General features: G+C 70.0%; 13 protein-coding genes. 9 read left to right on the plus strand and 4 right to left on the minus strand.

What is annotated here, in order from left to right; all coding sequences use genetic code 11:
- Positions 1-150 precede the first annotated feature (150 nt).
- From MYK68_RS17315 to MYK68_RS17335, 5 genes are all read left to right on the plus strand, one after another.
- Positions 151-951: a mycofactocin-coupled SDR family oxidoreductase gene (locus MYK68_RS17315; RefSeq protein WP_247864988.1), complete on the plus strand. Its 801-nt coding sequence runs from the start codon at positions 151-153 to the stop codon at positions 949-951.
- 31 nt (positions 952-982) lie between these two features.
- Positions 983-2,149, plus strand: coding sequence for a sensor histidine kinase (locus tag MYK68_RS17320; RefSeq protein ID WP_247864989.1), 1,167 nt, complete (start codon positions 983-985; stop codon positions 2,147-2,149).
- On the plus strand, positions 2,146-2,787 hold the full coding sequence (locus tag MYK68_RS17325) for a response regulator transcription factor (RefSeq protein WP_247864990.1): 642 nt from the start codon (positions 2,146-2,148) through the stop codon (positions 2,785-2,787). Before MYK68_RS17320 ends, MYK68_RS17325 begins: the two co-directional genes overlap by 4 nt.
- A 128-nt stretch (positions 2,788-2,915) precedes the next feature.
- Positions 2,916-3,674: an ABC transporter ATP-binding protein gene (locus MYK68_RS17330; protein ID WP_247864991.1), complete on the plus strand. Its 759-nt coding sequence runs from the start codon at positions 2,916-2,918 to the stop codon at positions 3,672-3,674.
- Positions 3,671-5,044, plus strand: coding sequence for an ABC transporter permease (locus MYK68_RS17335; RefSeq protein ID WP_247864992.1), 1,374 nt, complete (start codon positions 3,671-3,673; stop codon positions 5,042-5,044). Before MYK68_RS17330 ends, MYK68_RS17335 begins: the two co-directional genes overlap by 4 nt.
- Positions 5,045-5,166: 122 nt before the next feature.
- Here MYK68_RS17335 and mftD read toward each other — a convergent pair whose 3' ends face one another.
- The 4 genes from mftD to mftA are packed head-to-tail and all read right to left on the minus strand — an operon-like array spanning position 5,167 to position 8,162.
- Positions 5,167-6,384, minus strand: coding sequence for a pre-mycofactocin synthase MftD (gene mftD / locus MYK68_RS17340; RefSeq protein WP_247864993.1), 1,218 nt, complete (start codon positions 6,382-6,384; stop codon positions 5,167-5,169).
- Positions 6,385-6,441: 57 nt separating this feature from the next.
- Complete coding sequence (gene mftC, locus MYK68_RS17345; RefSeq protein ID WP_247864994.1) at positions 6,442-7,743, minus strand: mycofactocin radical SAM maturase; 1,302 nt, start codon at positions 7,741-7,743, stop codon at positions 6,442-6,444.
- A gap of 6 nt (positions 7,744-7,749) precedes the next feature.
- On the minus strand, positions 7,750-8,076 hold the full coding sequence (gene mftB / locus MYK68_RS17350) for a mycofactocin biosynthesis chaperone MftB (protein WP_247864995.1): 327 nt from the start codon (positions 8,074-8,076) through the stop codon (positions 7,750-7,752).
- Positions 8,076-8,162 carry a mycofactocin precursor MftA gene (gene mftA, locus MYK68_RS17355; protein WP_247868093.1) on the minus strand — a complete coding sequence of 29 codons (87 nt, stop codon included), beginning with the start codon at positions 8,160-8,162 and terminating at the stop codon, positions 8,076-8,078. Before mftA ends, mftB begins: the two co-directional genes overlap by 1 nt.
- A 115-nt stretch (positions 8,163-8,277) precedes the next feature.
- Between mftA and mftR the strand changes: the two genes are divergently transcribed.
- From mftR to MYK68_RS17375, 4 genes are all read left to right on the plus strand, one after another.
- Complete coding sequence (gene mftR, locus MYK68_RS17360) at positions 8,278-8,868, plus strand: mycofactocin system transcriptional regulator MftR (RefSeq protein WP_247864996.1); 591 nt, start codon at positions 8,278-8,280, stop codon at positions 8,866-8,868.
- Between the two features lie 85 nt (positions 8,869-8,953).
- Positions 8,954-10,012 (plus strand): ferredoxin--NADP reductase, encoded by a 1,059-nt coding sequence (locus tag MYK68_RS17365; RefSeq protein WP_247864997.1) that lies wholly within the window; start codon positions 8,954-8,956, stop codon positions 10,010-10,012.
- Positions 10,013-11,206, plus strand: coding sequence for an NAD(P)/FAD-dependent oxidoreductase (locus tag MYK68_RS17370; protein ID WP_247864998.1), 1,194 nt, complete (start codon positions 10,013-10,015; stop codon positions 11,204-11,206).
- A 293-nt stretch (positions 11,207-11,499) separates the two neighbouring features.
- A complete protein-coding gene (locus MYK68_RS17375; protein ID WP_247864999.1) occupies positions 11,500-12,306 on the plus strand; it encodes a DNA alkylation repair protein in 807 nt (268 codons plus the stop codon).
- Positions 12,307-12,320: the final 14 nt, after the last annotated feature.

Consider the following 12,320-nt stretch of genomic DNA (forward strand, 5'->3'; position numbering starts at 1 on the left):
GGGTCTCGACTCCGCTCGGCCCACGTCTCCGTCGAGACCCAGACCCCGTGACCTGCGGGTGGTCTCGACCGGCATGGGGCTCGATCGACATGAGCCCAACCGACACGACCCGGGCCGACCACGGAACTAGAACGTGTTACAGTTCCGGGCATGGGCAGGTTCGACGGGCAAGTGGTCTACATCAGCGGGATCGCGCGGGGGCAGGGGCGTAATCACGCCATTCGATTCGCGCGGGAGGGCGCCGCGGTCATCGGGATCGACGTGGCCGGACCCGTCGTCGACCACGCGACGTATCCGCCGGCCACCGAGGACGATCTCGCGGAGACCATCGCGCTCGTCGAGGCCGAGGGCGGCGAGATCCTCGCCCGCCGGGGAGACATCCGCGACCTGGCTTTCCAGGAGCAGCTCGCCGCGGACGGCGCGGCACGGTTCGGCCGTCTCGACCACGTGGTCGCGAACGCCGGGATCCTCACCTGGGGACTCGTCTGGGAGATGACCGAGGCGCAGTTCAGCGACGTCGTCGACGTCAATCTGGTCGGCACCTGGAAGACCCTCAAGGCCACCATCCCGCAGATGCTCGAGGCGCGCAACGGCGGGTCGATCACCATCATGTCGTCGGTCGCCGGGCTGAAGGCGATGCCCGTGCAGGCGTCGTACTCGGCGTCCAAGTTCGGCCTGCGCGGCCTCGCCCAGACCGCGGCGAAAGAGCTGGGCCCCAAGCACATTCGGGTCAACACCGTGCACCCGTACGCGGTCGACACCCCGATGGGACTGAACGACACGTCGGCCAGGCAGGCGTTCCAGGACTGGGGCATGCACTTCCCCGCGCTGCTCCCGTATCACCCCGTCGCGGCGCTCGACGAACTCACCGACGCCGTCTTCTATCTCGCCTCGGCGCCCTCGGTGACCGGCGCCGAGTTCCAGATCGACATGGGCCACTCCAAGGTCTGACTTCCGCCCGAAGGGTGGCAGGCTAGGAGTCGTGCACGACCCGCTCGCCGCTCCCGGCATCCCGCCCAGGTCCGTCATGGTCGACGTGACCCTCGGCGTCGTGGTCGCCGCCGCGGCGGTCGTCGAATACCCGCGGACACCGGTCACGATCGCGGTCGGCGTCCTGGTGGCGGTCGCGGTCGCCTGCCGCCGGATCGCACCGTCGATCATGATGCCGCTCGCCCTGATCTCGGCGGCCCTGCAGGTCGGCTTCCTCCAGGTCGCCGTGATTCCGAGCCTGGCATACGCGCTGCTGTTCTTCGTCGCGGGCGGCTCGGCGCACCAGGCCGTGCGGCGGATCTCGCTCGCCGTGGCGATCGCCGGCTCCGCCGTCGCCGCCTGGACACTGATCCACCGCTCGGTGAGCGAGTTCGGCAACGACCCCGGCGTGCTCGACTTCGCGGCGGCCTACGCCGGCAGCGCCATCGTCGTCGTCGGCGGCTGGACGTACGGATTCACCCGGTACCAGCGCCGCACCGTCGAGGAGGCGCGCGTCGCCGAGACCATCGCCGAACTCGAGCGGCGCCGCCTGCTCGAGCTGTACGACGAGCAGGCCGAGCGCTCCCGCCTGGCGCGGGACATGCACGACGTCGTCGCGCACTCGCTCGCCGTGGTGATCGCGCAGGCCGAGGGCGCGCGCTTCGCGCTCGCGTCGTCGCCGGACGACGCGGCGGCCGCACTGGGGGTGATCGCCGGAACCGCGCGGGAAGCGCTCGGCGAGGTCCGGGGCGTCCTGCAGGAGTTGCGCAGCGGCGATACGGCGGCGCAGGCCACCGCGCACGACCGCACCCGGTTGTTCGAGCGGATGCGCGCCGCGGGCATGACCCTGGCTACCGAGCAACTGGGCGACCCCGCGAACGCCGATGCGGCCGTCGCGGCGACGGTCCACCGGATCCTCACCGAGGCGCTCACCAACGCCCTCAAACACGGCGATCTGAGTGAGCCGGTGATCGTGGTGGACGACTGGCGCGACGGGGCCGCGCTGACCGTGCGCAACGCCGTTCCCGCCGAGCCGCACCGCGCGATCGGCGCCGGTCACGGCATCCTCGGGATGACCGAGCGGGCGGCGACGGTCGGGGGCACCGTCCGCAGCGCAGCGGCCGGCGACCACTGGGTACTGGAACTGTCCGTGCCGACACCGAAAGGGCCCCGCCCATGATCCGCGTCGCGCTCGTCGACGACCAACCGCTCTTCCGCGACGGCATCGCCATGATCCTGGCGAGCCAGCCCGACATCGACGTGGTCGCCGAGCTCTCGAGCGCCCGCGACGTGCCCGCGATGGTCGATGAGGCAGGCCCCGACGTGATCCTGATGGACGTCCGCATGCCCGGCATCGACGGCATCACCGCGACCGCGGGCCTGGTCGCCGCCCGCGGCGACGGGGCCCCGAAGGTGCTGGTACTCACCACGTTCGATGACGACGACGCCGCCGCGTCGGCGATCGAGGCCGGTGCGAGCGGGTTTGTACTCAAGGACGCCCAGCCCGATTTCCTGCTGGCCGCGATCCGCGCGGTGGCCGACGGCAGCCAGGTGGTGGCAGCCTCGGCGACCCGGCGGCTGTTCGAGCAGACCCGCGTCCGGAGCGGCGGCCCCGGACCCGAATACGACGCGCTCACTCCCCGCGAACGGGAGATCCTGGTGCGCGCGGCCCAGGGGCTGTCCAACGCCGAGATCGCGGCCGCCGAGTATCTGTCCGAGGCGACGGTCAAGACGCACGTCTCCCGGATCCTGACCAAACTGAATCTCCGCGACCGCGTGCAGCTGGTGGTCTACGCATACGAACACGGCCTCGTCTGAGACGATCCGGCGAAGACCGGACCGCTCCGCGTACATCTCAAGGATGACCCGGGGTCCGTCCTGCGGATGAACGCAATTGCACATCGCGGCCGATGTGGCCGTTGATCAGCGGAAATACCGTGGAAACCATGCAAAACACCACATCAGGACGCTCCGCCGTCACGGTCCGCAACGTCTCCCGCGTCTACGGCGACGCCCGCAATCCCGTCCACGCGCTGCGCGATGTCAGCCTCGACCTGAACCGCCGGGAGTTCACCGCCGTCATGGGTCCCTCCGGCTCCGGGAAGTCGACCCTGATGAACGTGATCGCCGGCCTCGACGAGGTCTCCTCCGGCCAGATCTACGTCGGCGGCACGCCGATCGCCGGCCTGAACGACACCGGCCGGACCACACTTCGCCGCCATCACATCGGATTCGTCTTCCAGTCGTTCAATCTGGTGCCGACCCTCACCGCGGACGAGAACATCCGGTTGCCGTTCATCCTCGCCGGACGGACGATCGACGCGCAGACCCAGGCCTGGATCGCCCACCTCATCGGTGTCCTCGGTCTGCGAGACCGGCTCGACCACAAGCCGGCCGAGCTCTCCGGCGGTCAGCAGCAGCGGGTCGCGATCGCGCGCGCACTGGCCGGGCGGCCGACGATCATCCTCGCCGATGAGCCGACCGGCGCCCTGGACACCAGGACCAGTCGCGAGGTACTGGCACTGCTCACCACCGCCGCCCGCGAGTACGGACAGGGCATCGCCATGGTGACCCACGATCCGGTGGCGGCGTCGTACGCGGACCGCATCGTGGTCCTGGCCGACGGACGGGTGGCCGGCGAATACGGCAGGCTCGACCCGCGGCAGATCTCCGACCTGCTGATCAACCTGGAGGTGGCGGCATGAGGGCCACCAGCGCACGGCTGATCGTGGGCCGCCTCCGCGAGGTCTCGACCATCGGCGTGGTCAGCGCACTGTCGGCGGCATACGGGACCACCCTGTTCGGCGCGAGCGACATCCTGAAACGACTGTCCGCCTCGCGTGGCGGATCGGCCGGTGCCGCACTAGACGTGGTCGCGGCGGTGTTCATCATGATCGCGCTGTTCGTCGCGGCGATCGTGATCGCGGGCGGTGTCGACACGGTGATCGCCGGTCGCCTCCGCCAGCTGACCCTGCTGCGGCTGATCGGTGCGGACAGCCGCCAGTTGCGCGCCGGCCTGTTGCGGGCGGTGGTCCGGGTCGCCACCCTCGGCGCGCTGGTGGGAGTGGCCTGTGGTGCCGTGATCCTCGTGATCGTGCGCGCGGTGCTGCGCGCCCGGGATCAGATCCCGGCGGGACACTACGCGGTGGTTCCGGCCGGTGCGATCGTCGTCACTCTCGCGGTGGTGGCGACCGCGGCGGCGGCCACCGTGATCGGTGCGCGCCGTCCTCTCGGCGCGACCGCACTGCGCGGCGCTGCGCCGGTCCGGTCCGGTCTGCGTGGCGCCGTCGCGGCGATCACCGCGATGCTCGGTGCCGCGATGCTGGCGGCCGCCTGCGTCCTCGGGGAACGCGGCAGCCTCGCGGGTTTCGGATTCGCCTTCTTCGGCGCGGCCACCGTCGGCGTCGGCGTGCTGCTCGGCGCACGCCTGTTTCTGCCGCGATTGGTGACCGCGACGGCACGGCTCGGTGGGAACGGTCCGGCCGCGCTCGTCGCCCGGAAGAACGCGGTGAGCGATCCGGCCCGCACATCCAGGTCGACGGTCGGCCTGCTGATCGGTGTCACACTGATCACCACGATCGCGGCCGGGATGAACGCGCTGGAGCGTTCGGTCCGGTCGTGGCACGACCTGACGCCCGCTCAGATGGCCGACACCGAGCGTCTCTTGTCCGCGACCTCTGCGGTGCTGATCGCGCTGATCGCGATCTCGGCGGTGATCGCCGGCGTCGGCTTCGTCTCGACGATGTCGCTCACCGTGATCGCCCGGACCCGGGAGATCGGCATGCTCCGCGCGATGGGTTTCACCGCGCAGCAGGTGCGCGCCATGATCAGTCTCGAATCGCTGGCTCTGTCGGGAACCGCGGCGCTCGCCGGACTCGGGTTCGGGCTCATCTTCGGTTCTGTCGGCAGTCAGTCACTCGTCGGCTCCGTGACCTCCGGCTTCGAACTCGGACTGCCGTGGCCTGCCCTGGTCGGAACCCTGGCGGCGACCGCCGTTCTGGTGCTCCTCGCGTCGCTCCCACCGAGCCGTCGCGCGGTCGCGATCGCGCCGACCGAGGCGCTCGCCATGTCGTGACCGGCGGGCGGCCGGGACCGTTGCGGCGGCACCCGCCGCGGACGACGCCGACGCACTCGAACGCGACACGAACGGCGGGCCCGGAATCCGGGCCCGCCGTTCGCGGGTTCAGAAAGCGACCGCTACTCGCCGAAGACGCGCTCGAAGCCCTCCGGGATGATGAGGTCGGAACGATCGAGATCGGCGACGTCGGCCTTCCCGAGTCCCATCAGCGAGGAATCCAGGCCCATCCGGAGCAGGTCGAGGACGTTCTCGACACCGGTCTGGCCGTTCGCGGCGAGGCCCCACAGGTAGGCGCGGCCGATCATCACGGCCTTCGCGCCGAGGGCGAGCGCCTTGGCCACGTCACTGCCGCGGCGGATGCCGCCGTCGAGCAGCACGTCCACATCCTTGCCGACCGCGTCGGCGATGGGGCCGAGCACCCGGATGGTGGCCGGGGTGCCGTCGAGGTTGTTGCCGCCGTGGTTGGAGACCGAGATGGCGGTGGCACCGATGTCGACGGCCCGCTTGGCGTCGTCCATGCGGGTGATCCCCTTGACCATGAACTCGCCGCCCCACTGCTCGCGCAACCACTGAAGGTCCTCCCAGGTGGGCGGCGGGGTGTTCATCCAGGTGCCGTACACATCGAAGAAGGTGGGGCCGGGCTCGCCCTTGTGCGCGATGTTCGGCGCGGACAGGTCCGGGATCAGGAGCTTACCGTCACGGAACCAGCTCATCGCGTAGCTCGGCTTGGTGATCATCTCCGGCGCCAGCTTGGCGACGGCGCGGACGTCGACCTTCTCCGGGATCTCCGGGCTGCCCCAGTCGCGGCCGACGTTGAAGACCCAGTCGGTGGTGACGATCAGGCCCTTGCAGCCGGCCTCGCGGGCGCGCTGGGCGCGGGCCAGGATGTCCTCGCGGCTACCGAGCCAGTAGATCTGGAAGAAGATCTTGTCGTTGACGGCGGTCACCTCTTCGACGGGCTTGGAGGCGAAGCTCGACAGCCCCATCGCGGTGCCGCGGGCGGCGGCGGCCCGGGCGACGGCGACCTCGCCGTCGGGGTTCACCGCCTGCACCCCGGTCGGGGAGATCATCACCGGGAACGAGAGTTCCTGTCCCATCACCGTCGTGGTGAGGTTGCGCTCGGGCGTCGCTCCCACGACATGCGGTGCGAAACCGAGTTCTTTGAAGGCCTCGACGTTGTCGTTGACGGTGATACCGGCCTGGGTGCCGGCCACCAGCGACGAGTAGACGGTCTTCGGGAGACGCTTCTTCGCACGACGCTGCGCCTCCCCCACGGTCTCGAACCACGGGTTGCGGCGCCACGGGTTCTGTTCAAGGAGTTCGGACAGCTTCGACATGGGGATGGGGACCTTCTCGGATGGGGGTGGAACGAAAATTGTTGCCGGGCAACGGGTTCAGTGCGTGCCGCAGGCACCCGACGAACACCCGGTGGCGGTCGTCGGCAGGAACCCGGCGAGCGGGTTCTCGTCGCAGTCGCGCGAGGGCGGGCGGGTCATGAGCGTGAGCGGCACACCGCGCGAATGGTCCTTGTTGGCGGTGGGCTTGCTGCGCTCACCGGCCAGCAGCGATTCACCGAAGCCCTGGACGCACTCGGGGTCGGGGCCGTCGAGCGGCAGGCCGGTGAAGAACTTGGCCGCCATGCAGCCGCCGCGGCAGGCGTCGAAGTGCGCGCACTTGGTGCAGGCGCCGGCGCTCTGCGGTTCACGCAGCTGCGTGAACAGGTCGCTGCGCTGCCATATCTCCTGAAAACCGCCGTCGCTCAGGATGTTTCCGGCGAGGAAGTTCTCATGGATGGCGAACGGGCAGGCGTAGACGTCGCCCACCGGGTCGATCAGGCAGACCACACGGCCGGCGCCGCAGAGGTTGAGGCCGGGCAGACCGCTGCCGCTGCCGCCGCCCTTGCTGAAGGCGGACAGGTGGAAGAAGGAGTCGCCGGTGAGCACACGGTCACCGTGCTCCACGAGCCACTCGTACAGGTCGCGCTGCTGCTCGGGCAGGGGATGCAGGTCGTCCCAGACGTCGGCGCCGCGGCCGGACGGGCGCAGCCGGGTGATGCGCAGGGTGGCGTCGTACTTGTCGGCGAGGGCTTTGAACTCGTCGAGCTGGGTGACGTTCTCGCGGGTCACCACGACGCTGATCTTGGCGTCCTTGAAGCCCGCGTTCTTGAGGTTCTCCAGCGCGCGGACGGCCATGTCGAACGAGCCGGGGCCGCGCACGGCGTCGTTCACCTCGGCCGTCGCCCCGTCGAGCGAGATCTGGACGTCGACGTAGTCGGTGGCCGCAAGACGCTGCGCCACTTCGGCATTGATCCGCAGGCCGTTGGTGGAGAACTTGACGCCGACCTGGTGGTCGACGGCGTAGTCGACCAGTTCCCAGAAGTCGGGGCGGACCGTCGGCTCGCCGCCGCCGATGTTGACGTAGAAGACCTGCATGCGCTGCAACTCGTCGATGATCGCCTTGCACTGCTCGGTGCTCAGCTCGCGCGGGTCGCGCTTACCGGAGCTGGACAGGCAGTGCACGCACGCGAGGTTGCACGCGTAGGTGAGTTCCCAGGTGAGACAGATCGGGGCGTCGAGCCCCTTCTCGAACTGATCCACCAGGCGGCCGACCTTGGGCGGCGTCGCGGTCGGCAGATCGAGCCGAGGGGCGGTCGACGGCAGATCGGAGACGGACGGGCGAAGGGCTTCAATGGTCATCGCGGTTCACTTCTCGTCGCGGACGGTGATCATCCCGGACTCGGCCAGGGCGGTCAGTGCTTGCAGGTAGAGCGGTCGCTGGTCGTCGGTGATGCCGGCGGCCGCCAGGGCGGACTCCGCGTCGCGATGCTCGGCCAGCGACTGCACCAGATCGACGACGACGAGGTTCTTCAGGAAGCTCAGCTTGCGGGTCCCGAAGTGGTACAGCAGGGCCCCGAACGGCTCCGGGCGGATGGCCACCGACGGATTGACGCGCCAGGGCCGGGAAAGATCGAAGGACGTGCTTCCGGCGGCCGCGAGGCCGCCGGAAGCACTGGTCGACGCGGTGGTCATCAGTAGACGCCGCACATCCCGTCGATGGAGACTTCCTCCACCAGCGATTCGGTGACGAGCTCTTCCCGAGTGTCCTTATCGGCCATGTGAACCAACCTCCTTCTAGGCTGTCCAGTGGTTCACGACACACTGTAATGACACCGGGTGCAAAATCAACCCGTACCGAAAAGTAGCCGAAGAACCCATCCGAAAGGACAGGTCATGAAGAGACCAGCGGGACGGCCCCAGGCGACCTCGCGCGCCGAACTCAGCAATCTCGCCATCGACCTGTTCATCGAGCGGGGCTTCGAGGAGACCAGCGTCGACGACGTCGCGGCGGCCGGCGGCATCGCGCGCCGCACGCTGTTCCGCTACTTCCCGTCGAAGAACGCGATCCCCTGGGGCGACTTCGACAGCCACCTCGCGAAGATGCGGCTCCGGCTCCGCAACACCCCCGCGGGCCTCCCCCTCGGCGAGGCCCTCCGCCGAGCCCTCATCGACTTCAACGACGTCCCCGACGTGGAGCACGAACACCACCGCCGGCGCATGCAACTCCTCCTGGGAGTGCCTGCGCTGCAAGCACATTCAATGCTGATGTACGCCGAGTGGCGGCAGATCGTGGCCGAGTACGTCGCCGGCCGGCTCGGTATGCGGCCGGACGGCCACATCCCGCAGACCGTCGCGTGGCAACTCCTCGGCGTCTCCCTCGCCGCCTACGAACGCTGGCTCGCCGACCCCTCATCGGACCTGCTGGCGCTGCTCGACGAGGGCTGCACCGTCCTGACCCACGGCCTCAGCGCCCTGGACGCCTGACATGCCGTCCGGATCGCGATACGTCTGCGATCCGGGGCCTGCTAATCTTGACTAGAACACGTTCTAGTTATCCGGAAGGGTGCCCATGGCCGAGCTGACCCCGCACTCGTCGCGGAGCGCGATCCTGACGGTCGCCGCGGTGATCGACGAGACCGCGGACGCTCGCAGCATCGTCTTCGAGCTGCCGGAGTCGCACACGGACAAATTCAGCGACTACCTGGCCGGCCAGTTCCTGACCCTGCGGATCCCGAGCGAGCAGACCGGTTCGGTGGCCCGCTGCTACTCGCTGTCGTCCGCACCGGGCCGCGGCGAACTGCCCACCGTGACGGTCAAGCGCACCGCCGACGGCTACGGCTCCAACTGGCTCTGCGACAACCTCGCCCCCGGCTGCCAGATCGAATCCCTGCCCCCGTCGGGCGTCTTCACACCGGCGAACATCCACGCCCCGCTGCTGCTGATCGCCGCGGGCTCCGGCGTCACCCCGGTGATGTCGATCCTCAAGACGGCGCTGGCCACCGGCACCGGACCGATCACCTTCTTCTACGCCAACCGCAGCGAGAACGACGTGATCTTCGCCCGCGAGCTACGCGAGCTGCAGGCCGGAAATCCCGGGCGGCTCACCGTGATCCACTGGCTGGAGACGCTCCAGGGCCGCCCGTCGGCGAAGCTGCTGACGACCGCATTCCGGCCCATGGCGGCGACGCACACGGCCTACCTCTGCGGCCCCGGCCCCTTCATGGACGCCGTCCACCAGGGCCTCGCGAAGGCCGGATTCGAGCACCACGCCGTGCACACCGAGGTCTACAACTCGCTCTCCGGCGATCCCTTCGAGGACATCGAACTCGAGGAACTGTCCGCCGACGAGGCCGCGGCCGCCGCCGAGGTGGAAGTGGAACTCGACGGCGACACCCACATCCTCGTCTGGCCGCGCTCACGCTCGCTGGTCGACGTGATGCTGGCCGCCGGGCTCGACGCGCCGTATTCGTGCCAGGAGGGTGAATGCGGGTCGTGCGCGTGCACGCTGACCGAGGGCACCGTCGAGATGGCCAATTCCGGCGCACTCGACCCGGACGACATCGCCGACGGCTACATCCTCGGCTGCCAGGCCAAACCCACCAGCGACAAGCTGAAAGTCGAGTTCTGAGTGTCTGATCACGTGGTGATCGCCGGCGGCGGTCTCGGCGCCTCCCGGCTCGCCGAGGCCCTGCGCGGCAACGACTTTCCCGGCGCGATCACCATCCTCGCCGCCGAGGACCACCCGCCGTACGACAGGCCGCCCCTGTCCAAATCCGTTCTGCTCGGTGACGACGACCGCGTCGACCTCAAACCCGCCGACTACTACGCCGACAACGACATCGACCTGCGGCTGGGCACCCGCGTCACCGGCGTCGACCCCGCGCGCGGCCGGGTCGTCCTCTCCGGTGCGGACGCACCCGCCGAACTGGAGTACGGCACCCTGGTCCTCGCGACCGGACTGCGCCCGCGTCCTTTTCCCGGCGCGGGCGGCGACCTGCCCGGCGTACACGTGATCCGGACCTACGACGACGCCGCCGCGCTCCGCGCCGAACTCGACGGTGCCCGGCGCGCGGTGGTGATCGGCGCCGGCTTCATCGGCTGCGAGGCCTCGGCCAGCCTGACCAAGCGCGGCCTGCGGGTCACGCTCGTGGAACCGGCCCCCGCGCCGCTCGCCGCGGCGCTCGGCCCGGCCGTCGCCCCGTTCGTCACCCGCCTGCACACCGAGGCGGGCGTCGACGTGCGCGCGGCGACGTCGGTGGCGCGGATCCTCGGCGAGGGGCGCGCCACCGGTGTCGAGCTGGACGACGGCACGGTGGTGGACACCGACCTGGTGGTGGTCGGTATCGGCGGCCGTCCGGACCTGGACTATCTCGCGGGTTCGGGGATCGAACTCGCCGACCCGGCGACCGGCGGCGGTATCGCGTGCGACGAGTCCGGCCGTACCTCCGCACCGCACGTCTACGCCATCGGCGACGCCGCGAACTGGGCGGACGAGCGAGGTGCACGACGCCGCGTGGAGCACTGGAACCACACCGTCGACCAGGCCGTGATCGCCGCCGCCGAGATCGGCGGCCACCCGCGGCCCGCGCCGGCCGTGCCCTACTTCTGGACCGACCAGTACGACCTCAAGGTCCAGCTCCTCGGCTCGCCCCGGCCCGACGACACCGTGCACGTGGTGGACGACGACGGCCGGAAATTCCTGGCGTACTACAGCCGCGACGGCGTCCTGACCGGCGTGGTCGGTGCCGGCCGTGTCGGCCGCCTGATGAAGACCCGCCCCCACCTGCTCACCCCCACCCCGGTCGCCGACCTCCTCACGTGACCGTCGAGACCGATCGCCGGCTGAGCCCGCGACACTAGGCCGTGTCTCTAAATCTTCTCCGAAGGCATCGGTGGATCCGCTGGGCGGCTGGCAAGGCGGAGGAGGGAGGCATAGCGGCGCTATGCCGACCGACGACAACGCCGCCAGGCGCTGCGCGGGCCGCCGAGGACCGGAGAGAGATTTTGGAGACGCGGACTAGCCGAGGAGTACCGCAACAGCCCGACTGAGCGAGGGCTCGGCACGACGACGACCCGGGCCTCGACTCCGCTCGATCAACGTGGAAGTCTCGCTACATGACGGTCGCCCTTCGACCGCATGTCGTCGCAAGCTCCGCCACGCGAGCTCAGGACCCGCGGAGTCGAGATCGATCGCGGGAATCCGCCGACGATCTTGCGGCGGAGATCCGCGCCCTGGGCGATCCCGAGCGCGCGGCCGGGCAGCGGCGATTCTTCAAGACCGGCCCGGGCGAGTACGGCGAGGGCGACGTGTTCGCCGGCGTCCGGGTGCCGGTCCTGCGCGCCTACGCCAAGCGGCTCGGCGCCCTGCCTTTCGAGACCGTCACCGCACTGCTCGACGACGAGGTCCACGAGGTCCGGCAGGTCGGGCTCTTCGTCGCCACCGCGAGCGCGGCGAAGGCCGAACCGGCCGTGCGCGCGCACTGGGTCCAGCTCTACCGCGACGCGGTCCGGCGCGGCCGGGTGAACAACTGGGACCTGGTCGACTGCTCCGCGGACCCGCTGCTCGGCACCTGGCTGGTCGAGCGCGGCGACCATACCGAGCTCCTCGACTGGGCGGCCTCCGCCGATCTGTGGGAACGCCGGGTCGGGGTCATCGGCACCTTCGCGTTCATCAAATCCGGTGCGGCACAGCCGATCCTCGACGTGGCGCCGCTGGTGATCGACGACCGCCGCGACCTGATCCAGAAGGCTCTCGGCTGGATGCTGCGCGAGCTCGGCAAGCGCGTCGACCGGCGACTCCTCGAGGACTACCTGGAGGCCCACGCCGCGTATCTGGGCCGCACGGCGCTCAGCTACGCCACCGAACACCTCACCGCCGACCAGCGGGCGCACTACCGCTCACTCCGCCCGCCGACGCGGTAAGACTCGGGCCCGGC

The organism is Gordonia sp. PP30 (assembly GCF_023100845.1).
In the GTDB taxonomy this organism is placed as follows: Bacteria; Actinomycetota; Actinomycetes; order Mycobacteriales; family Mycobacteriaceae; genus Gordonia.

Excerpts from the sequence above, each read along its gene's own strand:
- mftA (WP_247868093.1), bottom strand. The coding sequence starts at position 8,162 with ATGGCCGATAAGGACACTCGGGAAGAGCTCGTCACCGAATCGCTGGTG.
- MYK68_RS17365 (WP_247864997.1), top strand. The coding sequence starts at position 8,954 with ATGGCCGAGCTGACCCCGCACTCGTCGCGGAGCGCGATCCTGACGGTC.
- mftC (WP_247864994.1), bottom strand. The coding sequence starts at position 7,743 with ATGACCATTGAAGCCCTTCGCCCGTCCGTCTCCGATCTGCCGTCGACC.
- mftD (WP_247864993.1), bottom strand. The coding sequence starts at position 6,384 with ATGTCGAAGCTGTCCGAACTCCTTGAACAGAACCCGTGGCGCCGCAAC.
- MYK68_RS17330 (WP_247864991.1), top strand. The coding sequence starts at position 2,916 with ATGCAAAACACCACATCAGGACGCTCCGCCGTCACGGTCCGCAACGTC.
- MYK68_RS17325 (WP_247864990.1), top strand. The coding sequence starts at position 2,146 with ATGATCCGCGTCGCGCTCGTCGACGACCAACCGCTCTTCCGCGACGGC.
- MYK68_RS17375 (WP_247864999.1), top strand. The coding sequence starts at position 11,500 with ATGACGGTCGCCCTTCGACCGCATGTCGTCGCAAGCTCCGCCACGCGA.
- mftB (WP_247864995.1), bottom strand. The coding sequence starts at position 8,076 with ATGACCACCGCGTCGACCAGTGCTTCCGGCGGCCTCGCGGCCGCCGGA.
- MYK68_RS17335 (WP_247864992.1), top strand. The coding sequence starts at position 3,671 with ATGAGGGCCACCAGCGCACGGCTGATCGTGGGCCGCCTCCGCGAGGTC.
- mftR (WP_247864996.1), top strand. The coding sequence starts at position 8,278 with ATGAAGAGACCAGCGGGACGGCCCCAGGCGACCTCGCGCGCCGAACTC.
- MYK68_RS17315 (WP_247864988.1), top strand. The coding sequence starts at position 151 with ATGGGCAGGTTCGACGGGCAAGTGGTCTACATCAGCGGGATCGCGCGG.